General features: G+C 73.5%; 23 protein-coding genes. 14 read left to right on the top strand and 9 right to left on the bottom strand.

Annotated elements, in window-relative coordinates; translation table 11 throughout:
- Window positions 1–13: 13 nt before the first annotated feature.
- Window positions 14–985 carry an endonuclease/exonuclease/phosphatase family protein gene (locus ACIQVZ_RS24465; RefSeq protein WP_402452779.1) on the bottom strand — a complete coding sequence of 324 codons (972 nt, stop codon included), beginning with the start codon at window positions 983–985 and terminating at the stop codon, window positions 14–16.
- Window positions 986–1,063: 78 nt separating this feature from the next.
- Here ACIQVZ_RS24465 and ACIQVZ_RS24460 point away from each other — a divergent pair, with 78 nt between their 5' ends.
- From ACIQVZ_RS24460 to ACIQVZ_RS24435, 6 genes are all read left to right on the top strand, one after another.
- Complete coding sequence (locus ACIQVZ_RS24460) at window positions 1,064–1,696, top strand: PadR family transcriptional regulator (RefSeq protein ID WP_402452777.1); 633 nt, start codon at window positions 1,064–1,066, stop codon at window positions 1,694–1,696.
- Window positions 1,697–1,822: 126 nt separating this feature from the next.
- Window positions 1,823–2,587, top strand: a complete 765-nt coding sequence (locus ACIQVZ_RS24455; protein ID WP_350879875.1) for an ABC transporter ATP-binding protein — start codon at window positions 1,823–1,825, stop codon at window positions 2,585–2,587.
- The gene (locus ACIQVZ_RS24450) at window positions 2,584–5,451 is read left to right on the top strand and encodes an FtsX-like permease family protein (protein ID WP_402452775.1); all 2,868 of its coding nucleotides are present in this window, start codon (window positions 2,584–2,586) and stop codon (window positions 5,449–5,451) included. The genes ACIQVZ_RS24455 and ACIQVZ_RS24450 overlap by 4 nt, the downstream gene beginning before the upstream one ends.
- A 145-nt stretch (window positions 5,452–5,596) precedes the next feature.
- On the top strand, window positions 5,597–7,000 hold the full coding sequence (locus ACIQVZ_RS24445; RefSeq protein WP_350879873.1) for a dipeptidase: 1,404 nt from the start codon (window positions 5,597–5,599) through the stop codon (window positions 6,998–7,000).
- A gap of 69 nt (window positions 7,001–7,069) precedes the next feature.
- Complete coding sequence (gene nudC, locus ACIQVZ_RS24440) at window positions 7,070–8,011, top strand: NAD(+) diphosphatase (RefSeq protein ID WP_350879872.1); 942 nt, start codon at window positions 7,070–7,072, stop codon at window positions 8,009–8,011.
- A 210-nt stretch (window positions 8,012–8,221) separates the two neighbouring features.
- Window positions 8,222–9,061 (top strand): GntR family transcriptional regulator, encoded by an 840-nt coding sequence (locus tag ACIQVZ_RS24435; protein ID WP_350879871.1) that lies wholly within the window; start codon window positions 8,222–8,224, stop codon window positions 9,059–9,061.
- 74 nt (window positions 9,062–9,135) lie between these two features.
- Here the strand turns inward: ACIQVZ_RS24435 and ACIQVZ_RS24430 are convergent, their stop codons facing one another.
- Window positions 9,136–9,393, bottom strand: coding sequence for a mycoredoxin (locus ACIQVZ_RS24430; protein ID WP_350879870.1), 258 nt, complete (start codon window positions 9,391–9,393; stop codon window positions 9,136–9,138).
- A gap of 200 nt (window positions 9,394–9,593) precedes the next feature.
- Between ACIQVZ_RS24430 and ACIQVZ_RS24425 the strand changes: the two genes are divergently transcribed.
- The 4 genes from ACIQVZ_RS24425 to ACIQVZ_RS24410 all read left to right on the top strand — a co-directional run bounded on the left by ACIQVZ_RS24425 (window position 9,594) and on the right by ACIQVZ_RS24410 (window position 13,500).
- On the top strand, window positions 9,594–11,861 hold the full coding sequence (locus ACIQVZ_RS24425; protein ID WP_371517213.1) for an ATP-dependent DNA helicase UvrD2: 2,268 nt from the start codon (window positions 9,594–9,596) through the stop codon (window positions 11,859–11,861).
- 261 nt (window positions 11,862–12,122) lie between these two features.
- Complete coding sequence (locus tag ACIQVZ_RS24420; protein ID WP_350879869.1) at window positions 12,123–12,569, top strand: hypothetical protein; 447 nt, start codon at window positions 12,123–12,125, stop codon at window positions 12,567–12,569.
- A gap of 167 nt (window positions 12,570–12,736) precedes the next feature.
- Entirely contained in the window at window positions 12,737–13,105 is a 369-nt protein-coding gene (locus tag ACIQVZ_RS24415; protein WP_402452771.1) for a WhiB family transcriptional regulator, read from the top strand.
- A 149-nt stretch (window positions 13,106–13,254) separates the two neighbouring features.
- Complete coding sequence (locus ACIQVZ_RS24410; RefSeq protein WP_079136258.1) at window positions 13,255–13,500, top strand: hypothetical protein; 246 nt, start codon at window positions 13,255–13,257, stop codon at window positions 13,498–13,500.
- 108 nt (window positions 13,501–13,608) lie between these two features.
- On the opposite strand, the gene ACIQVZ_RS24405 is transcribed toward ACIQVZ_RS24410, so the two are convergent.
- The 5 genes from ACIQVZ_RS24405 to ACIQVZ_RS24385 all read right to left on the bottom strand — a co-directional run bounded on the left by ACIQVZ_RS24405 (window position 13,609) and on the right by ACIQVZ_RS24385 (window position 18,747).
- Window positions 13,609–15,012: an ABC1 kinase family protein gene (locus ACIQVZ_RS24405; RefSeq protein ID WP_402452769.1), complete on the bottom strand. Its 1,404-nt coding sequence runs from the start codon at window positions 15,010–15,012 to the stop codon at window positions 13,609–13,611.
- A gap of 588 nt (window positions 15,013–15,600) precedes the next feature.
- Window positions 15,601–16,689, bottom strand: a complete 1,089-nt coding sequence (locus ACIQVZ_RS24400) for a ThiF family adenylyltransferase (protein WP_402452767.1) — start codon at window positions 16,687–16,689, stop codon at window positions 15,601–15,603.
- A 154-nt stretch (window positions 16,690–16,843) separates the two neighbouring features.
- The gene (locus tag ACIQVZ_RS24395) at window positions 16,844–17,959 is read right to left on the bottom strand and encodes a hypothetical protein (protein WP_402452765.1); all 1,116 of its coding nucleotides are present in this window, start codon (window positions 17,957–17,959) and stop codon (window positions 16,844–16,846) included.
- Window positions 17,959–18,192, bottom strand: coding sequence for a hypothetical protein (locus tag ACIQVZ_RS24390; protein WP_402452763.1), 234 nt, complete (start codon window positions 18,190–18,192; stop codon window positions 17,959–17,961). Before ACIQVZ_RS24390 ends, ACIQVZ_RS24395 begins: the two co-directional genes overlap by 1 nt.
- Window positions 18,193–18,354: 162 nt before the next feature.
- On the bottom strand, window positions 18,355–18,747 hold the full coding sequence (locus ACIQVZ_RS24385; RefSeq protein ID WP_402452761.1) for a fucose-binding lectin II: 393 nt from the start codon (window positions 18,745–18,747) through the stop codon (window positions 18,355–18,357).
- A gap of 658 nt (window positions 18,748–19,405) precedes the next feature.
- Here ACIQVZ_RS24385 and ACIQVZ_RS24380 point away from each other — a divergent pair.
- The gene (locus ACIQVZ_RS24380) at window positions 19,406–19,981 is read left to right on the top strand and encodes a YgjP-like metallopeptidase domain-containing protein (protein ID WP_350879707.1); all 576 of its coding nucleotides are present in this window, start codon (window positions 19,406–19,408) and stop codon (window positions 19,979–19,981) included.
- A 116-nt stretch (window positions 19,982–20,097) separates the two neighbouring features.
- On the opposite strand, the gene ACIQVZ_RS24375 is transcribed toward ACIQVZ_RS24380, so the two are convergent.
- A complete protein-coding gene (locus ACIQVZ_RS24375) occupies window positions 20,098–20,685 on the bottom strand; it encodes an NUDIX domain-containing protein (RefSeq protein WP_350879706.1) in 588 nt (195 codons plus the stop codon).
- Window positions 20,682–22,244: a zinc-dependent metalloprotease gene (locus ACIQVZ_RS24370; protein WP_402452758.1), complete on the bottom strand. Its 1,563-nt coding sequence runs from the start codon at window positions 22,242–22,244 to the stop codon at window positions 20,682–20,684. The genes ACIQVZ_RS24375 and ACIQVZ_RS24370 overlap by 4 nt, the downstream gene beginning before the upstream one ends.
- Before the next feature lie 200 nt (window positions 22,245–22,444).
- On the opposite strand from ACIQVZ_RS24370, the gene ACIQVZ_RS24365 reads away from it, so the two are divergent.
- The 3 genes from ACIQVZ_RS24365 (at window position 22,445) to ACIQVZ_RS24355 (ending at window position 24,607) form a co-directional block, all read left to right on the top strand.
- Window positions 22,445–23,593: an NAD-dependent epimerase/dehydratase family protein gene (locus ACIQVZ_RS24365; protein ID WP_107452871.1), complete on the top strand. Its 1,149-nt coding sequence runs from the start codon at window positions 22,445–22,447 to the stop codon at window positions 23,591–23,593.
- A 108-nt stretch (window positions 23,594–23,701) separates the two neighbouring features.
- Window positions 23,702–24,142: a molybdenum cofactor biosynthesis protein MoaE gene (locus ACIQVZ_RS24360; protein WP_350879704.1), complete on the top strand. Its 441-nt coding sequence runs from the start codon at window positions 23,702–23,704 to the stop codon at window positions 24,140–24,142.
- 273 nt (window positions 24,143–24,415) lie between these two features.
- Window positions 24,416–24,607, top strand: coding sequence for a hypothetical protein (locus ACIQVZ_RS24355; RefSeq protein ID WP_350879703.1), 192 nt, complete (start codon window positions 24,416–24,418; stop codon window positions 24,605–24,607).
- The last annotated feature ends 37 nt before the right edge of the window (window positions 24,608–24,644 follow it).

Genomic DNA, 24,644 nt, shown 5'->3' with positions numbered 1-24,644 from the left:
AACCGGGCCCGCACTAGAGCGAGACCTCCACCAGCAGCGGCCGGTGGTCCGACACCGCCGCGCGCGGCGCCGCCGCCGGGCCGACCGCGGAGCGCGGCACGCCGACCGCCAGCACGTGGTCGAACTGCACCGCCGGGCGGTGCGAGGGGTACGTCGGGGTGCGGGCCAGGTCGTACCAGCCCTGCAGGCGGGGGCGGGGCTCGCGCACCCGGCGCCGGCGCGGCTCGGCCAGGGCCGGCCGGGCCCGCCGGGCCGCCCGCAGCTCCCGGACCCGCGCCCGGGGCGCGGTGCGCTCCAGCGCCGTCGCCCCGCCGAGGACGGTGCGCGGCACCGCGCCGACCAGGTTGAAGTCGCCGAGCACCAGGTGCGGCTGCGGCAGGTCCGCGATCCACCGCCGGATGCCGGCCAGCTGCGCCATGTTCCACCCGGGGACGAAGGACAGGTGCGCCGCCACCACGGTGAACGGGCCGTCGTCGCCCTCCAGCACGGCCGCCAGCGCAGCCCGCGGCTCGTCCGGCACCGGGGTGAGCCCGCGCCGGCCGGCCACCCGCAGCGGCAGTCCGAACGGGGCCGGGGCGAACCGGCGGGCCCGCCAGTGCCGCACCGGCAGCCGGGTCAGCAGCGCGGTGCCGTACGAGGGCGGGGCGCCGTCGCCGACGTCGCCGGGCCCGTACACCCGCAGGCCGTCGGGCACGGAGGGCTCCGGCACCCAGCCCGCGACCGGCGCCGGTCGCCCGTGCAGGGCGGCGGCGAACCGCCAGTCGGCGGCCCCCATGGCCTTGGCGGCCACCGCGGCCTGGTCGGTGCCGCCGGAGCGGGACTGGTGGCGGTCCACCTCCTGGAGGGCCAGGACGTCGGCGTCCAGCGCGGCCACCGCCTCCGCCAGCGGCCCGCCGGCGTCGGCGGGGTAGGGCCGCGGGGCGCCGTCCGGCGCGAGCGGCTGACCGTGCAGCAGGTTGAAGGTGGCGATGCGCAACTGGCTCACACCGCACGACGGTACCCGCTCGCCGGGGGAGGGGGCGCGGCTTGAGCCCGCGGGGCATACCGGGTATACATACTGAGTATGTCCATCCGACACGGTCTGCTCGCCCTGCTCGACCAGGGCCCGCGCTACGGCTACCAACTGCGCACCGAGTTCGAGGCGCGTACCGGCGCCACCTGGCCGCTCAACGTCGGGCAGGTCTACACCACGCTGTCCCGACTGGAACGGGACGGCCTGGTCGAGCCCGCCGGAGAGGACGACGAGGGCCACCAGTTCTACGCCGTCACCGAAGAGGGACGCACCGAGCTGCGGGCCTGGTTCGACACCCCGGTGCCCCGGACCAACCCCCCGCGCGACGAACTGGCCATCAAGCTCGCCATGGCCGTCACCGTCCCCGGGGTGGACGTCTCCGCCGTCGTCCAGGGCCAGCGCCGCCACAGCATCAAGGCGCTCCAGGACTACACCCGGCTCAAGGGCCGCGCGCTGGCCGGGGAGTCACGGCCCGGCACCGCGCCCTCCGCGAGCAACGACCTGGCCTGGCTGCTCGTCCTCGACCAGCTGATCTTCCAGACCGAGGCCGAGATCCGCTGGCTCGACCACTGCGAGACCCGGCTCCAGCAGCACGCGGAGACCGAACAGGCCCGCGCCGCCGAAGCCGCCCGCGACGGCGGCGCCACGGCCGCCCGGCCCGCCCGCCGCCGCTCGCGCACCTGACCCCGCCCGCCGTCGCGCGCGTCCGACCCCGCGACGGCCGCCGCTCGCGCACCTGACCGCGACGGCCCGCCCGAACCACCGGCCCGGACCCGACGCCGAGCCCACCACCAGCACAAGGGGGGAACCATGTCCCACACCGACCCGGCCCGGCAGACGCCGGTACTGCACCTGGAGAACGTCACCCGAGTCCACGGCCAAGGCGCCGCGGAGGTCCAGGCCCTGCGCGGCATCGACCTCAAGGTCCACCCCGGCGAGTTCGTCGCCGTCATGGGCCCGTCCGGCTCCGGCAAGTCGACGCTCCTCACCCTCGCCGGCGGACTGGACACCCCGACCACCGGCCAGGTCCTCGTCGAGGGCGTCGCCCTCGGCGGGCTCAACCGCAAGCGGCTCGCCCAGGTCCGCCGCCGCTCCATCGGCTACGTCTTCCAGGACTACAACCTGATACCGGCCCTCACCGCCGGCGAGAACATCTCGCTGCCGCGCGAACTCGACGGCCTCTCCGCCCGCGCCGCCCGCCGCGAGGCGCTCACCGCCCTGGAGGAACTCGGCATCCCCGAGCTCGCCGACCGCTTCCCCGACGACATGTCCGGCGGCCAGCAGCAGCGCGTCGCCATCGCCCGCGCCCTCATCGGCGACCGCCGCCTCGTCCTCGCCGACGAGCCCACCGGCGCCCTCGACTCCACCACCGGCGAGGCCGTCCTCGCCGTCCTGCGCGCCCGCTGCGACGCCGGCGCCGCCGCCATGATGGTCACCCACGAGGCCCGGCACGCCGCCTGGGCCGACCGCGTGGTCTTCCTGCGCGACGGCCGCATGGTCGACGAGAGCGTCAGCCAGGACGCCGCCAGCCTGCTCGTCAGCGCCGCCACCAACAGCATGAAGGTGGACGAGTGAAGCTCAGCGCCTGGCGGGTCGCCCTGCGCATCGCCCGCCGCGACGCCCTGCGCGCCAAGGGCCGCAGCGCCCTGGTGATCGCCATGGTCGCACTGCCCGTCCTCGGCGTCACCGGCGCCGACGTGGTCTTCCGCAGCGCCGACCTCGAACCCGCCGAACACGTCGTGCGCGTCATGGGCCAGGCCGACGGCGAACTGCAGATGCTCGAACGCGGCGCCACCGTCCTCCAGGCGCCCGACCCCGAGAAGGGAATGTCCACCAAGAGCGCCAAGGACGAGGCGAAGAACGGCGCCGCCCCCCGGTACACCCCCGCCCAGCAGCGCAGCCTCGACACCGACCCCGCCGAACTGGCGAAGCAGCTGCTCCCGCCCGGCACCGTCCTCGTGCCCGAGCGGCAGGGCCCCTACACCGCCGCCGGCAGCTCCCAGGGCCTGCTCAGCACCCGCACCACCGAACTCGATCTCACCGACCCGATCTGGAAGGGCCGGGTCAACCTGGTCAAGGGCCGCGCCCCCGCCACCGACGGCGAAGCCGCCGTCACCCGGGACTTCCTCACCCGCTCCGGCCTCAAGATCGGCGACCAGACCGCCGTCCGCGGCCTGGAGGGCACCCCCTTCACCATCACCGGCGTCGTCGAGTACCCCAGTGAACTGACGGCCTCCGAGATCATCGCCCGGCCCGGCACCCTGATCGGCAAGCTCGCCAAGCTCCCCGGCGCCGACCGCAGCCGCAACGCCGGCACCGACGCGCCCACCCGCTGGCTCGTCAAGCTCCCCTCCGGCACCCTCGACTGGCCCAAGGTCACCGAACTGGGCGGCTACGGCTTCACCCTCGCCTCCCGCGCCGTCCTGCTCGACCCGCCGGCCCGCGCCGACGTCCCCTACTACGTCGAGGCCGACAAGCACGGCGGCCCCACCCCCGGCTACCTCGACCGCACCTCCGTCGTCATCCTCGCCACCGTCGTCGGCATGGCCCTGCTGGAGATCGTCCTCCTCGCGGGCCCCGCCTTCGCCGTCGGGGCCAGGCGCTCCCGGCGGCAGCTCGGACTGCTCGCCGCCGGCGGCGGTGAACGCGCCAACATCCGCGCCGTCGTCCTCGGCGGCGGCATCGTCCTCGGCATCACCGGCGCCGTCGTCGGCCTCGGACTCGGCATCGGCCTGGTCGCCCTGCTGCGCACCCGGGCCGAGGAGTACGCCGGCCAGCGCTTCGGCCACTTCAACCTCCAGCCGCTCGACCTGCTCGGCGTGCTCCTGGTCGGCCTGGTCACCGGCCTGCTCGCCGCCGTCGTGCCCGCCGTCCAGGCCTCCCGCCAGGACGTCGTCGCCGCGCTCACCGGCCGCGACTCGCTCAAGCCCCCGAGCCGCAAGCTCGCCCTGCTCGGCCTGCTGATGCTCGGCGGCGGCTCCGCGCTCGCCCTGCTTGGCGCCACCAGCGGCTTCGGCAACCGCAGCCTGTCCGTCCTCGGCGGCTCGGCCGTCGCCGAACTCGGCATGGTCGCCCTGACGCCCTACCTGGTCGGCCTGTTCGGCCGGCTCGGCCGCTGGCTCTCGCTCGGCCCCCGGCTCGCCCTGCGCGACTCGGTGCGCCACCGCGGCCGCACCGCGCCCGCCGTCGCCGCCGTGATGGCCGCCGTCGCCGGCACCGTCGCGGTCAGCGTCTACCTCGCCAGCTACGACGAGGGGAACCGCCGCGAGTACACCGCCGCCGCCCCCTCCGGCGCCGTCATGCTCGGCAGCGGCTGGCTACCCGCCGCCGAGGGCAAGCTGCTGCCGCAGATGCGCGACGCGGTGGAACGCAACATCCCCGCCCTCGGACCGCGCGCCGACATCCAGCGCGTCGACTACAAGGGCGACTGCGCCGACGGCGGCAGCAACTGCGGCTACATCCAGGTCGAACTGCCCATGGAACTGCGCTGCCCCGCCCTCGACGACACCGAGCGCAGCACCGACGAGACGGAACGCATCCTCGGCACCGACCCGCGCTGCCAGGGCATCGGCCACCGCGGCAACCACTTCAGCAACCTCTCCGCGGGCGACGCCACCCTGCTGCACAACCTCTACGGCGTCACCGACCCGGCCGCCGGGCAGGCCCTCGCCGCCGGCAAGGCCGTGGTCTTCGACGCGAAGTACCTCAAGGACGGCAAGCTCGCGATCGGGCTGAACGATCCGATGGAGGACACCGACGGCGTGGCCGCTCCCAAGAAGCGCGGCCACACCGAGATCTCCGTCGACGCCGTCCTCGCGTCCGCGGTGGTGCCGGCCAGCGCCCAGGCCGTGATCAGCCCCGACACCGCCACCCGGCTCGGCCTCACCACCTCCCCGGCCGGCTCGGTCTGGCTGCCCGACGGCTCGCCCTCCGACGGCGCCCAGCAGAAGGCCAACGGGGCGCTGGCCAAGCTCACCGACCAGGACGTCCTCGTGATCGAGCGCGGCTACCAGTCCAGGGCCGACCTGATCGGCCTCGGCCTGTCGATCTTCGCCGGCATCGTCGCCCTCGGCGCGGCCGGCATCGCCACCGGACTCGCCGCCGCCGACTCCCAGCGCGACCTGACCACCCTCGCGGCGGTCGGCGCCGAGCCCCGGATCCGGCGCACGCTCTCCGGCTTCCAGTGCGGGGTGATCGCCGCCATGGGCACCCTCCTCGGCACCGTCTGCGGGATCGTGCCGGCGGTGGCCCTGCGCAAGGTCCAGGGCGCGGCGGCCTCCGTTCCCGGGATGAGCGCCGAGACGATCGCCAACAACTCGGTCGTGGTCCTCCCGTGGCTCACCATCGCGGTCACCGTGGTGGCGCTGCCGCTGCTCGCGGCGGGTCTGGCCGCGCTGCTCACCCGCTCGCGGATCTCCCTGCTGCGCCGCTCCGGCTGAGGTTCGCGCCCCCTCCCGTCACCCCCGTCCGCGCCCCCTCCACTCCGGGGGCGGGGGCGGGGGTGACGGAGGTTACAGCCCCGACGGCGCCCGGCAGCCGGACGGCCGGGGCGGGCACCCGCACGGGCGAACTAAAGTCGTCCGTATGACGAGAACTCCGGACAGCGTCGTCCGCTCCTTCATCGACCAGCACCAGGCCGGCTTCCTCGCCGACCTCTCCGAGTGGCTGGCCATTCCCTCGGTCTCCGCCGACCCGGCCCGTGCCGGCGACGTGCGGCGCTCCGCCGAGTGGCTGGCCGCCAAGCTGCGCGACACCGGCTTCCCGGTGGCCGAGGTGTGGGAGACCGACGGCCTGCCGGCGGTGTTCGCCGAGTGGCCCTCCGGGGACTCGTCCGCGCCGACCGTCCTGGTCTACGGGCACCACGACGTGCAGCCCGCCGCCAAGGAGGACGGCTGGGACACCGAGCCGTTCACCCCGACCGTGGTCGGCGGGCGGCTGTTCGCCCGGGGCGCGGCCGACGACAAGGGCCAGGTGTTTTTCCACACCCTGGGCGTGCGCGCCCACCTGGCCGCGACCGGCCGCACCGCGCCGGCCGTCAACCTCAAGCTGCTGATCGAGGGCGAGGAGGAGTCCGGCTCGCCGCACTTCGCCGACCTGGTCCGGCGCGAGGCCGGGCGGCTGGCCGCCGACGTGGTGGTCATCTCGGACACCGGCATGTGGTCCGAGACCACGCCGACCGTCTGCACCGGCATGCGGGGCCTGGCCGACGCCCAGATCGACCTGTACGGCCCGGACACCGACATCCACTCCGGCTCCTTCGGCGGCGCCGTCCCCAACCCGGCGCAGGTCGCCGCCGAGCTGGCGGCCGGGCTGCACGACGCCGACCGCCGGGTGGACATCCCGGGCTTCTACGACGGCGTGATCGAGCTGACCGACCGCGAGCGCGAGCTGTTCGCCGAACTGCCCTTCGACGAGGCGCAGTGGCTCAGGGTCGCCAAGTCGTACGGCACCCGGGGCGAGGCCGGCTACTCCACCCTGGAGCGGGTCTGGGCCCGCCCGACCGCCGAGGTCAACGGCCTCTGGGGCGGCTACACCGGCCCCGGCGGCAAGACCATCGTGCCGTCCTCGGCGCACCTCAAGCTGTCCTTCCGGCTGGTCGCCGGGCAGGAGGTGGAGAAGGTGCGCGAGGCCGTCCGGGAGTGGGTGGCCGCGCGGGTGCCCGAGGGCGTCCGCCACGAGCTGACCTTCCCGGGCGCGACCCGGCCCTGCCTGACCCCGCTGGACCACCCGGCGCTGCAGTCCACCGTCCGCGCCATGGGCCGGGCCTTCGGGCAGAAGATCCTCTTCACCCGCGAGGGCGGCTCCGGCCCGGCCGCCGACCTCCAGGACGTGCTCGGCGCGCCGGTGCTGTTCCTCGGCATCTCGGTGCCCTCGGACGGCTGGCACTCGGTCAACGAGAAGGTCGAACTGGACCTGCTGGCCAAGGGCGTGGAGACGGCCGCGTACCTGTGGGGGGACCTGGCCGAGAACTTCCGGCCCGGCGCGTGAGCCCGCGCGGGCACACCATGGCAGTCAGATCACTCATCCGGATGATTCATCACGTGGGGATGGAACGAAGTGAGCACCGTGCCTGAGACCGAACGCCCACTGAACCTGGCACTGGCCCGGGCCGGGGTGGACCGGGCGGCCGAGCACCGGCTCGACGAGCCCTGGCTGGCCGCCGCCTGGAGCCACCCGGCCACCCGGGTGCTGCCGATCGCCGGCGGCGAGGCGTTCGTCGTCGACACCGCGCAGGGCACCGAACTCGTGCTGATGCCCTCCTTCGAGGCGCCGCAGACCGGGGACCGGTACTTCCTCGGCACCGACGAGGACGGCGTCTCGTACTTCGCGCTGGCCGGTGAGAGCCTGCCCGGGAGGCTGGACGGCGACGCCCGCCCGGCCGGGCTGCGCGAGGTCGGCGCGCTGCTGTCGGACCGGGACGCCGGGCTGCTGGTGCACGCCGTCGCGCTGGAGCACTGGCACCGGCTGCACAGCTTCTGCTCGCGCTGCGGGCACCCGACCGAGAAGGCCGGCGCCGGGCACGTGCGGCGCTGCACCTCCTGCGCGGCCGAGCACTACCCGCGCACCGACCCGGCGGTGATCATGGTGATCACCGACGAGCAGGACCGCTGCCTGCTCGGCCGCCAGGCGCTGTGGCCGGAGGGCCGCTGGTCCACCCTGGCCGGCTTCGTCGAGCCGGGGGAGTCGATCGAGCAGGCGGTGGTGCGCGAGGTGCACGAGGAGGCCGGCGTGCGGGTCGGCGAGGTGCGTTACGTCGCCAGCCAGCCCTGGCCCTTCCCGTCGAGCCTGATGCTCGGCTTCACGGGCCGGGCGCTGCCGGGCGGCACGGCGATCACCGTGGACGGCGAGGAGCTGGCCGAAGCGCGCTGGTTCTCCCGCGAGGAGCTGCGGGCCGGGATGGAGGCGGGGGAGATCCTGCCGCCCTCCGGGATCTCGATCGCGCGCCACCTGGTCGAGCTCTGGTACGGCGGACCGCTGCCGTCGGCGGCGCGCTGGTAATCCCCGACGAATGGGGGGCGTGCGGGTTATCCCGTGCGCCCCCGTTTTTCTTTTCCCTTCCTTCCCGATTCCGCCACGATCAGATGTTCGTGGCCGGACGGGCCAGTTCTGCTACCGCCGATCGCCACCCTGCAACCGCCGTCAACCCGCGCGGACGACATTGCCGGAAACGGCTGAAACCCCGCCATCGTGCTCGCTACATTCACTCGGGTGACAATCCCCCGGGGCACCGCCCAATCCCCCAAATACCAGCGTCTCGCCGCCGACCTGCGCCGCCGGATCGCCGAGGGCGAGTTCACCGCCGACGCCGCACTCCCGGTCGAGAGCGAACTGGAACGCCAGTACGGAGTCGCCCGCAACACCGTCCGGCTCGCCGTCGACGTCCTGGTCAACGAAGGCCGCCTGGTCCGCCTCCAGGGCAAGGGCACCTACCTGCGGGAACACCCCGTCCTGGACCACCGCGCCTACGGCCCCACCCTGGCCCCCGCCCCCCGGGACTGCCTGGCCGTGCCCTCCGCCGTCTACCTCGGCGAGGCCGCCGAGGCCGGCCGCGAACTCACCACCGACTTCGAGATGATGATCGTCCGGGCCCGGGTCGACATCGCCGAACGGCTCGGACTGCGCCCCGGCGAGGCCATCGTGGTCCGCCGCCAACTGCGCCTGCTCGACCGCGAGCCGTACTCCATCGAGGAGAGCCACTACCGGGCCGGACTCGCCGCCGGCACCCCGCTGATGGAACCCGACCCGGTCGAGGGCGGCGACGAGGCCGTCCTCGACGAACTCGGCCGCACCGAGATCGGCGCCGTCGACCACCTGGTCGCCCGGATGCCCGGCCCCGAGGAGGCCCAGTGGTTCCAGGGCGGCCCCGGCGTGCCGCTGGTGGTCCAGACCCGCGTCACCTACGACCGGCGCGGGCCCGTCCGGGTCATCGAGACCCGCTACTCGGCCGACCGCAGCCGGCTCGTCTACGGCATCGGCGACCTCGGCGCGCGCGCCACCCTGCCCGCGCCCGCCGCACCCGTCGACCCCGCCAGGGCCGACGCGCAGTGACGCGCGCCGGCCCGGACCCCGGGCCGGCCCGGCCCGTTCGAGCCCGCTCGGGCCGTTCGGACCACTCAGACCACTCAGACCCCGAGGGCCTTCTTCACCTGGAGCAGGCTCGGGTTGGTCATCACGACCCGCTCGCCGCCGGCGTTCGGCGTCACCAGCACCGTCGGCACGGTCTGGTTGCCGCCGTTGACCGACTCGACGAACGACGCCGACGCCGGGTCCTCCTCGATGTTGACCTCCGTGTAGCCGATCCCCTCCCGCTCCAGCTGGCTCTTGAGTCGGTTGCAGTACCCGCACCAGGTCGTGCTGTACATCGTCACGCTGCCGGACATCGAGGAGGCTCCTTCAGGAAGAGGGCGTACGGTCTCAGGGCAGGAACGCCCACCGCGCGACGGTCATTCCGCACGGCAACGCTCCGTCGCACCACGACGGCGCCCGAATGGCCCCGCGCGCCCCGGTGCGCAGCGATCATCCTGCGATCACACCGGGCCTGTGGACAACCCCGCCCCCGTTGTCCCAGCGGGCTGAGAGGATGGAAAGCATGCAGGAAGACCTCTTGAGCGGCAGCCCGTCCGACGGCCCCCACGGCTCCCTCTGGGCCGACCCCACCGCCGCCACGGGCCCCGACGCCGTGCTCGCCGGGCTCGACCCCGAACAGCGCGCCGTCGCCACCGCCCTGCACGGGCCCGTCTGCGTCCTCGCCGGCGCCGGCACCGGCAAGACCCGCGCCATCACCCACCGGATCGCCTACGGCGTGCGCAGCGGCGTGTACCAGCCCCAGCAGGTCCTCGCCGTCACCTTCACCGCCCGCGCCGCCGGCGAGATGCGCGGCCGGCTGCGCCAACTCGGCGCCGACGGCGTCCAGGCCCGCACCTTCCACGCCGCCGCCCTGCGTCAGCTCCAGTACTTCTGGCCGCGCGCCGTCGGCGGCCCCGTGCCCCAGCTGCTCGAACGCAAGGTCCAGCTCGTCGCCGAATCCGCCGGCCGCTGCGGCCTGCGCGTCCAGCGCACCGAACTGCGCGACCTCACCGCCGAGATCGAATGGGCCAAGGTCACCCAGCTCGGCCCCGACGACTACCCCGCCGCCGTCCAGAAGTCCGGCCGCGACGCCCCCCGCGACCCGGCCGAGACCGCCCAGGTCTACCGCGTCTACGAGGAGACCAAGAGCCGCCGCGGCGTCATCGACTTCGAGGACGTCCTGCTGCTCACCGCCGCCATCCTGGAGGACCGCCCCGACATCGCGGACCAGGTCCGCTCCCAGTACCGGCACTTCACCGTCGACGAGTACCAGGACGTCTCCCCGCTCCAGCAGCGGCTGCTCGACCAGTGGACCGGCCCCGGCGGCGGCGCCAGCCTCTGCGTCGTCGGCGACGCCAGCCAGACCATCTACTCCTTCACCGGCGCCACCCCCGACTACCTGCTCAACTTCCGCACCCGCCACCCCGAGGCCACGGTCGTCAAGCTGGTCCGCGACTACCGCTCCACCCCGCAGGTCGTCCACCTCGCCAACGGACTGCTCAGCCAGGCCCGCGGCGAGGCCGCCCGCCACCGCCTCGAACTCGTCTCCCAGCGCGAGGCCGGCCCCGAACCCGTCTACACCGAGTACGAGGACGAACCCACCGAGGCCGAGACCACCGCCCGCCGGATCAAGGACCTGCTCGCCACCGGCGTGCGCGCCAGCGAGATCGCCGTCCTGTTCCGCACCAACGGCCAGTCCGAGGTCTACGAGCAGGCCCTCGCCGACCTCGGCGTCCCCTACCAGCTCAAGGGCGCCGAGCGGTTCTTCGAACGCCCCGAGGTCCGCGACGCCGGCGTCCTGCTGCGCGGCGCCGCCCGGGCCGGCGCCGACCCGCTCACCGCCGACGCCCCCGACCTCGCCGGCCAGGTCCGCGCCGTCCTCGCCGCCCGCGGCTTCACCGCCGAACCGCCCGCCGGCTCCGGCGCCGTCCGCGACCGCTGGGAGTCCCTCGCCGCCCTCGTCCGGCTCGCCGAGGAGTTCGAGCGCACCCGCACCGCCGCCGGCCACAGCGCCGACCTCGCCGCCTACGTCGCCGAACTCGACGCCCGCGCCGCCGCCCAGCACGCCCCCGCCGTCGAAGGCGTCACCCTCGCCTCGCTGCACGCCGCCAAGGGCCTCGAATGGGACGCCGTCTTCCTCGTCGGCCTCACCGAGGGCACCCTGCCGATCATCTACGCCAAGACCGACGAGCAGATCGAGGAGGAGCGCCGACTCCTCTACGTCGGCGTCACCCGCGCCCGCAAGCACCTCTCCCTCTCCTGGGCGCTCAGCCGCTCCCCGGGCGGCCGGGCCAGCCGCAAGCCCAGCCGCTTCCTGGACGGGCTGCGCCCCGGTTCCAGCGCCCCCGGCGCACGCACCGGCGGGCGGGGCGGGCGCGGGGGCGTGGAGCCCGGCGAGCGCTCCGCCGGACGGCGGGTCCGCGGACCGGTCAAGTGCCGGGTCTGCGAGAAGGTGCTCACCGAGGCGGTCGAGCGCAAGCTGCGCCGCTGCGAGAGCTGCCCGTCCACCATGGACGAGGCGCTGTACGAGCGGCTGCGCGAGTGGCGGGCCCGGCAGGCCAAGAAGCAGGGGGCGCCGGCCTACGTGGTGTTCACCGACGCCACGCTGATGGCCATCGCCGAGGACGTGCCGGCCAGCCGCCAGGAGCTGGCCGTGATCTCCGGGGTCGGCGCGATGAAGCTGGACAAGTACGGGGCGGCCGTGCTCTCGTTGTGTGCGGGGGAGGAGCCCGAGGAGGATCCGGACGGCGTCGAGGACGGCGAGCCGGTCGATCCGGCGTGAGCCGGTCCGGGCGCGGTCCAGGGAAGTCTCCCGGGGGCCGCTCGGGGGACATCCGAACCCGCCGTGAAAAATAGTTTGCGCGGCATACCGGGAGCGCAATAGCCTGCCGGAGCGGTCAAGGGGACGAGATCGCACAGGGTGACACCTGTGCCGAATCCCCTGCACCCAACAGCTTCACCGAGACAGACATCCGAACATTCGGAGCCGGGGCGACCTGGCTCCGCGAGACGCCGAGAGGAGGCGATGACAGTGGGAAACATCATGATCACCAAAATGACTGGCCAGACCGTTGTTGCTGCCTCCCTGCGTGCCGCCCGTCTGCGGGCGCTCGCCGAGCTCGGTGGAACCGGTCTGGGTCTCGACACCACCGGTGTCTCCGTCGTCCCCGTTGTCAGTGGCCTTGGACACACTGATGTCTGCGCCGCGGGCGGCAGGAACGTCGAAGGCACCTCCGTCGAGACCGGTCTGTCCGGCGACTGGGCGTCGTTCGGCACGTCGCGCTCCCTGCGCGATGAGCGACCGACCCAGGCACCGAAGGCAGTCGTAGCAGCCGCCATGCATGGCGACTATGCGCAGGTCATCGGTGCCGGAAGCACCCAGAAGCAGAACGAGCAGCAGATTAACCAGGCCATGGCCGCTTTTGCGGGCGCCACGGCCATCCGGATGCGGGCCTTCCGCGGGCCTGAACCCTGGAGAGAACGAACCTGAGTAAGCCTCAGGTCGGCACCTCCAGGGCCGCGGAACCCGTCACACCGGGATCCGCGGCCCTTCTGTTTTGTCCGGTACGCAAGACCACCCAGGCCCCCCGGGGCCTCCGGCCCAGACCCACCAGCCATCTGGTCCGGAACCACTGAGAAGACGAGGAAGACGCCACAGTGTCCACGGTCATCACGCCGCCCATCCCGTCCGTACCGCCGACAAACCAGATCACCAAGGCCGACCAGGCCGACCCCCCGGAGGTTCCTTCCATGCAGATCAGCTCCATCGAGCAGGCCGAGGCGCTCGGGCTCCCCATCCCCTGCCGCGCCTTCGACCCCGAGGTCTTCTTCGCCGAGACGCCCGCCGACGTCGAGTACGCGAAGTCCCTCTGCGGCACCTGCCCGGTCAAGGACGCCTGTCTGACCGGTGCGCTGGAGCGGCGCGAGCCGTGGGGCGTCTGGGGTGGCGAGCTCTTCGTCCAGGGTGTCGTCGTGGCCCGCAAGCGGCCGCGTGGCCGTCCGCGCAAGACCGAGGTCATGGCGTGAACCCCGCCCACGGCGCCAGGGCCGTCCGCCGGGGAGAGCAGCCCCTGCTGGACAGCTCCCTCCGCCGTTCCGTCCGGATCGCCGCCGCCAAGGCCGACGCATCCCGGCCAGCCCCCTTCCCGAGCACGCACCACGAGCAGGACCACCACATGACCGCCGCCGCCATCGATCCGACCGTCCGCGCTGAGCAGACCACCGAACTTCAGATCCAGAACAGGACCCTCGAAATGCAACTCCTCCACGAATCCCTGGCCCGGGCCCATATGCAAGAGCGCCTGCACGAGGCCGAGCACCAACGCCTCGTCACCCGGGTCGCCAGGGCCCGCCGGCTCAAGCAGCGGGCCGAGCGCGCCTCGCTGCGGGCCCGCAAGGCGATCGCCGTCGCCCTGATGTAGCCGCGGCTGTCGTTGCGGCGCGGGGCCTCCCCGCGTTCCACCCCCGTCGTGCCGCAGGCCGCCCCCCGTCACGGGGAGCGGCCTGCGGTCGTCGGGGCGGCGTTCCGGTCAGCTCTTGCGGGTGCGGTTGGCGGGCTTCGCCGTCCCCGCCGGCCCTGCTGGGTCGGTCGGCTTCGCCGGCTCCTGACCGGCGAACTGGGGCAGCCACGCCAGCATCTCCGCCCGGAACGGCGCCTGGGCGCCCAGCTGGCAGAGCACCCCGATGGTGCTCAGCGTCACCCGGTGGATCAGCAGGTACGCGGGCGGCAGGTTCAGCTGCTTGCCCAGGTTGTAGGCGGGCGAGCGCGGATCGGCGATCCGGGCCGCCTGCGCGCGCATCCAGGCCCGGGTGAAGTGGAAGCTGTCCACGGCGGCCGGCTCGATGATCGGCCGCAGGTAGTCCAGCACCGCGTCCGGGTCCAGCTCGATCGAGGGCTTCACGAAGCCCTCCTCGCGCAGCATCTTCAGCACGCCCGCCGCGTCGCCGTCCAGGGCCATCCGCAGCGACGCACCGATCGGCGCGGGCAGCCCGCCCGGCAGCCGGTCCACCGTGCCGAAGTCCAGCACCCCCAGCCGCCAGCCCGACGCCGGGCCGTCGTCCTTCAGCAGCCGGAAGTTGCCCGGGTGCGGGTCCGCGTGCAGCAGGCCGGTCCGGGACGGGCCCGCGAACAGGAACCGGGCCAGCAACTGCCCGGCACGGTCGCGCTCCTCCTGAGTGCCGCCCGTGATCACCTCGGCCAGCGGGGTGCCGTCCATCCACTCGGTGACGAGCACCTGGTCGGCCTGCGCCACCACGCCGGGCACCACGATGTCCGGGTCGCCGGCGAACTCCTCGGCGTGCCGGCGCTGGGCCTGCGCCTCCAGCTCGTAGTCCAGCTCCTCCGACACCCGTTCGCGCAGCTCGGCGATCAGCGGCTTGATGTCCAGCCCCGGGATCAGCGGGCCCAACAGCCAGGCCACCCGGCTCAGTTGCGTCAGGTCGGCGAGCAGCGCGTCACCCGCGCCCGGGTACTGCACCTTGACCGCGACCCGACGCCCGTCGTGCCAGACGGCCCGGTGCACCTGCCCGATCGAGGCGGCCGCCGCCGGCCGGTCGTCGAACTCCCGGAACAGCTCGCGCCAGCCCTCGCCGAGCCGCTGGGCGAGCGCGGTGTGCACCTTGGCGGCGGGCATCGGGGGAGCGGCGTCCTGCAGCTTGGTGAGCGCGGCCCGGTACGGACCGGCGACCTCCTCGGGCAGCGCGGCCTCGAAGACGGACAGCACCTGCCCGAACTTCATGGCCCCGCCCTTGAGTTCACCCAGGACCTTGAACAACTGGTCGGCGGTGGCCTGCTGGAGCTCGGCCGTCACCACCTCGGCGGAGCGGCCGCCGATGCGCTTGCCCAGACCGAGCGTGGCGCGTCCGGCTATCCCCAGGGGCAGGGCGGCGAGCCGTGCCGTGCGGGTCACTGCCTTGCGCGGAAGATCGCTCACCCGGGCCTCCATTCCCTGGCCCCCCGACACCGGACGGCCCACCATCACTAGGCCATTGTGCCCGCTCCCCACCCCGCGACCGCCGGTATTTCGCCAGGCGGGGAGGGGGCGCCCGCACGTGGGACGCGACCACTGTCCCTTTGTGGGGGAGTTGGACGGCTTGGTCCGGTCGGCCCGGCGTGGTGGGCGGACGGCGGCTGCGAGCCGAAGGCCCGGTATCCCTTGAACCCAAGCCTGGGGCACCGGGCCTTCGGTGCGGTGGGGCGGTGGGGTGTTGCGGGGGAAGTCGGACGGGCCGACTTCCCCCGCCTGGTTCTTTTTGCCTGATCCCTGGGGCCCCCTCCCCCCCCGCCCCCCACCCTCCCCACCTCCCGCCCACCACCTGCCGCTGGCAACAGCGGATCCCGGCCTTGCATGGCCCGCGCCCTGCCCCAGGCAGGGCGCGGGCCATGGGCTCGCTGGGCCGGGCGCCGGCCCGGTCCGCCGTGGCGTGGGGCCGGACGGCTGCCGAGCCTCGCAGCCGCCGGGCCCGCGCCCGATCGGTTCCTCTCCTTGGCCGGGCCCTCGCCCGGCAGGTTCCTCTCCTCCTTACCTCGGTGGCGCCGGCTGCCAGAGGCACCCGCAGTCCGGGTGTCCGCGCAGTCGCAGACGTCGTGGCATCCCTTCGCCGGCCGACACCTCGCACCACCCGTCCACGCTCGGCGGCCGCCCGCCGTCCAGGTGGATCTGGACGTGCAGCGCCGCCAGGCCGGCCACCATCGTGGCCAGGGCCGTGTCGCAGGCCGGGGTGCGGGCCCGGCCGGGCCCGCCGTCCGCCAGCTGGGCGAGGATCCGGGGCCAGGCGGCGTCCTGGTCCTCCCGGCGCAGGACCAGGCAGTGCCCGCAGGCCGACACCCCCGGCAGCACCAGGGGCCCGACCACCCCGAACTCCTCGACCACTCCGACGTACAGGTGCGGCACCCCGGCCCGGAGCAGCAGTCGGGCCTCGTACGTCCCGCCGGCGAACGCCCCGCTCCCGTCCCGGGACGCGAGCACCACCAGGTCGGGCGGCGGCCCGTCGGGCTTTCGCCGGGGCACGGGCACCAGTGGTCGGCCCGCCGCCCGTTGCACGGCCTCCCGGGCGGCCGTCAGCCGCAGCCGTCCGACGTCCCCCGGCGGCAGTCCTGCCGGGGAACAGTCCCCGGGGCGCACCCGGCCGCCGTCCACCACGGTGACCGTGCCCGCCCCGCCGGCCGAGAGCACGGCCGCCACGGCGGCGCCCACCCGGCCCGCGCCGCGGACCTCGATCCGGGCGCCGGCCCGCCGGGCCAGGACGGCCGGTGCGGCGCCGGGGCCGGAGTGGACCAGGGACAGCGAGGCGAGGTCCGGTCCGAGCAGGTCCCGGTGGGGCTGGGGGAAGCGGGCCAGCGCGGTGCCGGTCGCCTCCGCGTCGTCCAGTAACCCGGTCTCCTCCAGGTCGGTCAGCAGTGCGTCGGCGGGCTCCCTGCCGAGGCCGAGCTGCTCGCCGGCCTCCAGCAGTTCGGGGCGGTCCCTGGTCCCGTCGACCAGGCCGAGGAAGTCGCAGAGGGTCTTGTCGGCTTGGCCGAGCACCCCGGCGTAGCGGGTGATGGTCCCGAACTGCAGGGTGTCGGAGTCCCGCCAGCTGCGGGACAGGGCGGGCTTCAGTACGAGGCGCACGGCGATCTCCCTTCCGATCGTTTCCGGACGGCTGACTGTGACCGGACACGTTAGTCCGCGAAGCGAGCGCCGATCTCTGCCTGTGGATAACTCGTTGGACGCATCGGTTTGCGAGTTCGAGCCTCACTAGTTTGCGAGTGTCGACACGCAAATCTCACGGACGGTGACTGATCGCCTGCTCGCAGGACGTGATCAGGCCGTGGGCATGCTGCTCCAAGGCGGGCAGGATGGTGCGGTAGGGGGAGCGGGGCGGAGCTTGTTCGATCCGCCGTGCGAGGCGGATCTCGACGGTTGTGGCGTCGGCTCTTCGACTGGTGGGGGAGAACGGGGGACGGAAGCAGGGTGCCAGGCAGTATTCGCTGCCTGTGACGCGTCGCCAGATGATGGCGGAGAGGGCGTCGTGCAGGCGGGCTGGGGGCGTCGGGAGCCGTAGTCCGTTGGTGGCGGCGACGAGCAGGCGGTGGAGCTCTTCGAAGGCGTCGTTGCTGAGGTGCCAGGTCGCGAGGTGCTGCCTGCGGAGCCGGTAGTCGATTCGGTGGTGGTGCGGCTGTGAGGCCAGGTGTTCGGCCAGCCGGGTAAGGCCCTCGCGAAGTTCGGCGGTGCCGTCGGTGGCGACCTGCTCGTCGGTCTGCGTGCGTTCGCCGTCCAGGAGATCCGTGCCGGGCGGGACCCCGAGGTAGTCGGCCGCTTGCTGGGCGTCCATGCCGGAGGCGGCCTGGACGAGCTGGATCGCGAGCGTGCGGCGGAACCTGCGGGCCACCGCGGTGGTGGTGAGGTCGGGGCCGTTGTGGAAGACGCGGACCCAGGGTTCGGGAAGTTCCTGTGGGATCTCCTCTGGACCGAAGCTGTGGTGCTGGTCGAGGTGGACCGGTAGGAGCGAGGGGATGACCCGGTGGCGCGTCCAGACGTTCACGGGAAGCACTCGGCGGCGGGGTGACGGGAACAGCGCGGGAACGGCCTGCGTGATGTGAGCGCGGACCTCGGGCGACGCGTCGTCTTGGAAGACCCTCCAGGTCTTTTCCCAGCGCTTGTGGTCGCGGCCGGGGATCTGCCCGGTGATTCGGCCGAGTTCGGACAGCAACTCCGCGCTGGGCAGCCGCAGGAGGCGGTCCGCCGCGAACAGCACCGCGGCGGTCCCGAGAGGCGAGGACGGGAGGAAGGACCAGGCCAGGCCCCTGTCCCAGCGGATCCAATGGGAGCTGGAGCCCGCCAGACGTGCCTCCTGGCGGGCGATGTGCTCGTCGACGGCCGCAGTCTGCGAGGAGGGCATCACGGGGGCCGAACGGGGCCAGGCCGCGAGTCCAGCACCGGCACCGACCCCAGATCACGCACCGGCCAGACGACCTCGCCGCCTCCCAGCAGCCAGGCCGTCGACCAGCGGCGCGTCCAGGACCTGCCCAGCACCAGCCGCCCGCGCAGAGCCTCGTCACCTGTGAACGAGCCGATCAGCGCATCCAGACCGCACTCATCCGACCTGATCACCGGCCCGGTCCGCGTACTCATGCGCCAACGACACCACCCCCAGCCACCCCACCGACCACAGCCGGACAAATCCCACCCGTCCGAGTGACAGCAGGGGGCAGCGAACCATGAAAGGTCCGCCTGGGCCTGGGACACCCGGCGACCCCGCCGAGCAAGACGCGCTTTCCCAGCCCGGACCTGCTGCTACTTCGTGTTCCAGCTGAATTCGAGGATGGTGTCGTTGTAGTCGGAGTCGTCGCCGTTCTCGGCGACGACGACCAGCATGTTGTACCTGCCGATCTCGTAGGGCCCGCCGCTGTTCAGCTTGCTCGGCTGGAAGACGCCGTCGTCCCCGGCGAACTCGAAGACCGCGTGGAGCAGGAAACTCTCACCCGTGGTGATCGTCGTCTCTCCGAGCTGGGCGTTCTTTTCCCCGGTGCCGGAGAACACCGTGTCCACCGAGCCGTCCTTGCTCTTGAGCGTCACCTTCTGCGTGAGCTTCGAGTTGGACTTCGCCTTGACCTGAACTGTCACACCGGCCGGCAGGGAGATCTCTGCCGTGTTGACCTTGGTGTACGTGTACGCCTGCTCGCTCATTGCCGCTCCTTGACCTCTGTTGGACTCCGCGCTCGGCGACCGTGCTCGGACTCCCGGAATGCCCTACAAGGGGATCTGGCCGACGCGACCCACCTGATGTGGCGTCACGCCGAGACGATCATGCCGAGGGCGCAGCGACTGCGAGCCAGAAGCAACTCGGAATACCTCGAACGAGCGAACCAGCCTCGCGTCGGAGAGTGGGTGTGCCGCCATCACTCACAGTGTTCACCCTGCCGCCTTCGCAAACTGTGGTGTCCATTCGCAGACTGTGCTGTCCGGTCACACTGACCGCAGCATGCCCCATCGCGCCGACGTCGTGCGCAAAGTTATCCACAGGCTCGGGCTCATGATCACATCATCTGTTCGCAAACCCTGTGGATAACCGCCCATCCGCTCCGGCGCCGGTTTCCGGACACTCTCCGTCGACTTTTCGTTCCCGATCACTCCATGAAAGATTTCGGCCACGGCACCGGACTTCTGTCCGTGGTAGCGGGTAACGTCGTGTGCCATGGCAGCCGAGCGGGACTCCCATCCACCGGCGTCGCGTCGGCGTGCCCGTGCAGCGTCCGGGTCGCAAGTGGCGGCGCCCAGCACGCGTGGGCGTCGGGACCAGGATCAGCAGGCGAGGCCCGCGTCGCCGCAGCACCCACCCGCCGCCGTGCCACCGGAGCCGCACGACCGCGGCCGGGTGGAGGTGCGCCGCAGCGCCCGCCGCAGCCGCACCGTCTCGGCCTACCGCGAGGGTGACCGCACGATCGTGCTGATCCCGGCCCGGATGTCGCACGCCGAGGAGCAGCGCTGGGTCGCGCAGATGCTGGAGAAGCTCGCCGCGCAGGAGAGTCGCCGGATCCTCGGCGACGACGCGCTGATGGACCGGGCCCGCGGGCTGTCGGCCGCCTACCTGGGCGATCGCGCCAGGCCCGCCCAGGTCCGCTGGGTCACCAACCAGAACTCGCGCTGGGGCTCGTGCACCCCCAGCGAGGGGACGATCCGCCTCTCCCACCGTCTGCAGGGCATGCCGGAGTACGTCCTGGACTACGTGCTGCTGCACGAGCTGGCCCACCTGCTGGTACCGGACCACGGCCCGGCGTTCTGGGCCCTGTTGGAGGCCTACCCCCGGACGGAACGGGCTCGCGGCTACCTGGAGGGCGTGGTCTCGGCGGCCCGGCTGCCGCACATCCCCGGCGCCCGGCACGCCGACCGGGATGCCGATCCGGCCTGCTCCTGCGGCTGACGGCTCGACGCCCGGCCGGGAGGCGGCAGGGAGGAACGCGGCGAGGAGAACGACGCGGGGAGCAAAAAGAGGGGGCGCGGGCCGTATCGGCCCGCGCCCCCTCTTCGGGTTTCACCTCAGCTGGTCAGCAGGCGGGCCCGTGCCACCAGGTCCCGCACCGAGTGGTCGGTCAGCTCCGGCAGCCGGTCGTAGTCGAACCAGCGCAGGTCCAGCGACTCCTCACTGATCAGCGCCTGCGCACCGGCCGGTGCCACCGCGATGTACTGGACGTCCAGGTGGGTGTTCTCCGGACGGTCCTTGCCGGTGCAGCGGACCAGGTGCCGATCCAGCTTGGCCGGCACCGGGACGCCGTCCGCCTCCAGCAGGGCCAGGTCGGGGATGCCGGACTCCTCGACGGCCTCCCGCAACGCCGCCGACGCGAGGTCCCGGTCGTCGGGCTCGCAGTGCCCGCCCATCTGCAGCCAGATGCCGACCTTGGGGTGCAGGGTGAGCAGCACCCGCCCGGCCGCCGGATCGACGACCGCCGCGCTCGCGGTGATGTGCGCGGGCAGGCACGACCGGTACAGGCCCTCGGGCTGCTCGGCCAGGTGCGTCAGGTAGTCGAGCCGCAGCCGGTCCTGCTCCTCGTCGGCGGGGCGCCACCCGGTCAGGGTGCGCACGGCGTCCGCGTGCAGGGACGTCGCCCCGGTGTCGGTGGCCGTCATGCGGTGGGCTCGCCCTTTCCGTCGGTGCCGTCGCCGTCCTGCTTCGGCTCGTCGCTCGTCGCCGGCCCGTCGTTCTTGGTGAGGTCCGGCTTGGCGGCGGTGCCGCCCGCGGCGGCCTCGCCGAGCAGCTTGTCGATCGCGTCGAAGTCGAGGCCGCCCTCCAGGTCGCCGGTGCCCCGGTGCACGAAGGCGTCCGGGTCGTCCAGGTCGGCGGCGGTGGGCAGCATGTCCGGGTGCTGCCAGAGCGCGTCGCGGCCCTCGATGCCGCGCGCGTCGGCGAGCAGCGCCCACAGCCGGGCGGCGTCGCGCAGTCGGCGCGGGCGCAGCTCCAGGCCGACCAGGGTGGCGAAGGTCTGCTCGGCGGGCCCGCCGGCGGCGCGGCGGCGGCGGACGGTCTCGCGCAGCGCGCCGGCCTGCGGCAGGTGCGGTTCGGCGGCGGCGTGCACGACCGCGTCGACCCAGCCTTCGAGCAGCGCGAGCGCGGTCTCCAGGCGGGCGAGCGCGGCCTTCTGCTCGGGGGTGTCCTCGGGCTGGAGCAGCCCGCCGGCCAGCGCCTCCTGGAGCGCCTCCGGGTTGTTCGGGTCGAGCTGGCCGACGAGCTCCTCCATCCGGGAGGTGTCCACCTTGATGCCGCGGGCGTAGGCCTCGACGGCGCCGAGCAGGTGGGCCCGCAGCCACGGCACGTGGGCGAAGAGCCGCTGGTGGGCGGCCTCGCGCAGGGCGAGGTAGAGCCGGACTTCGTCGGCGGGCACGTTCAGGCCCTCGCCGAACTCGGCGACGTTCTGCGGCAGCAGCGCGGCCTTGCCGGCCGGGGCGAGCGGCAGGCCGACGTCGGCGGAGCCGACCACCTCGGCGGCGAGGGCGCCGAGCGCCTGGCCGATCTGGGTGCCGAACATGGCGCCGCCCATGGAGCGCATCATGCCCATCAGCGGGCCGGCCATGGCCTGCATCTCCTCGGGCAGGACGCCGCCCATGGCGTTGCCGACCCGCTCGGCGACCGGGTCGACGAGGTCCTTCCAGACCGGGAGGGTGGCCTCGATCCACTCGGCGCGGCTCCAGGCGACGGCGGTGCCGGCGCCGGAGGGGAACTCGGTGACGCCGTCGAGCCACAGGTCGGCGAGCCGGACGGCCTCGGCGACGGCGGAGTGCTCGGCGGCGCTGACCGAGCGGTCCTTGCTCTTGCCCTCGGCGGGTTCGGCGACGACGCTCTGGCGGGCGATGTTCTTGGCGAGGTCCCAGTTCACCGGGCCGCCCTCGAACGAGAGCATCTGTCCGAGCTGCTGGAACGCGCTGCCGAGGTCGTTGGGGTTGAGACCGCCGAACATCGCGGCGAACGGGTTGTCGGCCCCGCCGGGGCCGCCCGGGGCTCCGCCGGGCATGCCGGGCATGCCGAACAGCGCGCCGAACGGGTTGCCGGCGCCGAAGCCGAACGGCTGCGCGCCGCTCTGGTCGGAGCCTGCGGAGCCCTGGTCCTTCTTCTGCTGCTCGTTGTCGGGCTTGGCCTTGCCGTCCTCGGGCTCCTCGGGCGGAACGCCGAATCCGAAGGGAAGGTCGCTCACGGGGTCCTCGATCCGGTCGGCCGTCATACGGGTGGGGCGGGAAGTGCTGCCCGCCCGGGGCACCAGCGGAGTGGGGGACTCGTGGGCGGCTCCAGTGCGGCAGGCCCGCGCCGGGTGCACCGCCGGGCCTTCGCCTCGGGCAGGATGGACGTACGTGACACACGTCCGTACGCACATAAGCTAACCGTGGAGGATGGTCGGTGAGTTCCCCGCCTTCGGACGTTCGCTCTGGGCTGACCGGAGACGAGGACGCCCCGGACATCACGGCGTCGCCGCCTCCAGCCTACGGCGGACGGCCGCTGACCGTGGCCGTCACCGGTGCCGCCGGCGTGATCGGCGAACGGGTCGCGGCCCGTCTGGTCGCCTCGCCGCACGTGCGCAGGGTGCTGGCGGTGGACGACCGGCGCGGCGAGGTGCCGGGTGTGCAGTGGCGGGTGCTGGACGTGCGCGACCCCGCGGTGGCCGAGCGGTTGTCCGGCGTGGACGTGGTGGTGCACCTGGCGATGGACTTCGGTATGGAGTCGGATCCGCGCGCCCGCAGCGCCTACAACGTGCGCGGCGCGCAGACCGTGCTGACGGCGGCCGCGGCCGCCGGGGTGCACCGGGTGGTGCTCTGCACCTCCGCGATGGTCTACGGCGCGCTGGCCGACAACGAGGTGCCGCTGGCCGAGGACTCCGAGCTGCGGGCGACCGAGGAGGCCTCGCTGGTCGGGGACCTGCTGGAGATCGAGCGCCTGGCCCGCCGGGCGCCGCGCGCCCACCCGGGGCTGCAGGTGACGGTGCTGCGTCCGGCGGTGGTGGTCGGCCCCGGCGTGGACACCGTGCTGACCCGGCACTTCGAGGCGCCGCGGCTGCTGGTGGTGGCCGGTTCCCGCCCGTGCTGGCAGTTCTGCCACGTGGACGACCTGGCGGCGGCGCTGGAGTACGCGGCGCTGGGCCTGGTGGAGGGCGAGGTGACGGTCGGCTGCGACGGCTGGCTGGAGCAGGAGGACGTGGAGCGACTGTCGGGGATCCGGCGGATGGAGCTGCCGGCCTCGCTGGCGCTGGGCACCGCGGCCCGGCTGCACCGGCTGGGCCTGACCCCGGCCCCGGCGGGGGACCTGGCGTACACGATGTACCCGTGGGTGGTGTCCGGCAGCCGGCTGCACGAGGCGGGCTGGCGGCCGGAGCACAGCAACGAGCAGGTGCTGGCCGAGCTGCTGGGCCAGGTCGCCGGGAAGCACGCGGTGGCCGGGCGCCGGCTGGGCGGCAAGGAGGCCGCGACCAGCCTGGGGGCGGCCGGGGCGACGGTGGCGCTGGTCGGTACGGCCGCGCTGGTGCGCCGGGCCCGCAAGCGGCGCCGCTTCTGAGGCCGGTGGCCCCGAGGGACGGGCAGGTTTTCTCACGATGCGGAATTCCGTCATCGTGATGCGGAACCTGCTTGCCTCAAACCACCCGGGATGGGGAATCATGGGGGCATGTCCGAGAACCACGACCCCATCCGCCTGCTCGCCATCCGCGACACCCCGCTCTCGCTGGACGAGGTGTACGAGGCGGTCGGCGACGACGCGGCCGGCGGGACGACCGTCTTCGTCGGGACGGTCCGCGACCACGACGGCGGCAAGTCGGTCACCGCGCTGGAATACAGCTGCCACCCCACCGCCGAGCAGGAGATGCGCCGGATCGCCGAGAAGGTCGTCGCCGACTTCCCGGTGCGGGCGCTGGCCGCGGTGCACCGGGTCGGCCGGCTGGAGATCACCGACAAGGCGGTGATCGTCGCGGTGTCCTGTGCCCACCGGGGCGAGGCCTTCGCGGCCGCCCGGCGGCTGATCGACGACCTCAAGCACGAGGTGCCGATCTGGAAGCACCAGGTCTTCACCGACGGCGAGGAGGAGTGGGTCGGCGCCGGCAGCTGCTGACCCGGGCGCCCCGGTGGACCGGGCCGGGCCGGACCGGACTGGACCGGGGCGGACCGGGAAGGGGCGAATCGCTGCGGAGAGTCGCCACTTGTGCACAGAACGCGACGAACATGCCGGGCGGGCCGGGCTCTCACTCGAACGGGTCCGGGTCAGTGGGCCGAATACTCCCTGGCAGTGAGCCGATCGGCCGTCCCGTAACCCGGACGGCGCCGCCCGCGTTGTCCGCCGGAGTGGTTAATCTGCTCGTAGACACGACGAGCTGGGAGTACTGATATGGGTGCGCTCGCCTGGTTGATCATTCCGGTCATCGCCGTCCTGCTCGCCGCCCTGTGGGCGGGCTGGGCCCAGCGAGCCCCGAGAGCCACGGGGGACCCCGCCTCGCTCGCCGAGCACCGGCGCTTCATGGCCGCGATGGAACGCACCACCGCCGGGAGCGCCGCCTCCGAGGACGGTTCCGGCCGGTAGCCCGGGGGGCGCCCGCTCATCCGCGTCCCGTACTGTC

Origin of the sequence: Kitasatospora sp. NPDC098663, from assembly GCF_044760075.1 — a bacterium.
In the GTDB taxonomy this organism is placed as follows: domain Bacteria; phylum Actinomycetota; class Actinomycetes; order Streptomycetales; family Streptomycetaceae; genus Kitasatospora.
The sequence above is the reverse complement of the archived record's forward strand: the minus strand, read 5'-3'. Positions and strand labels throughout refer to the sequence as shown.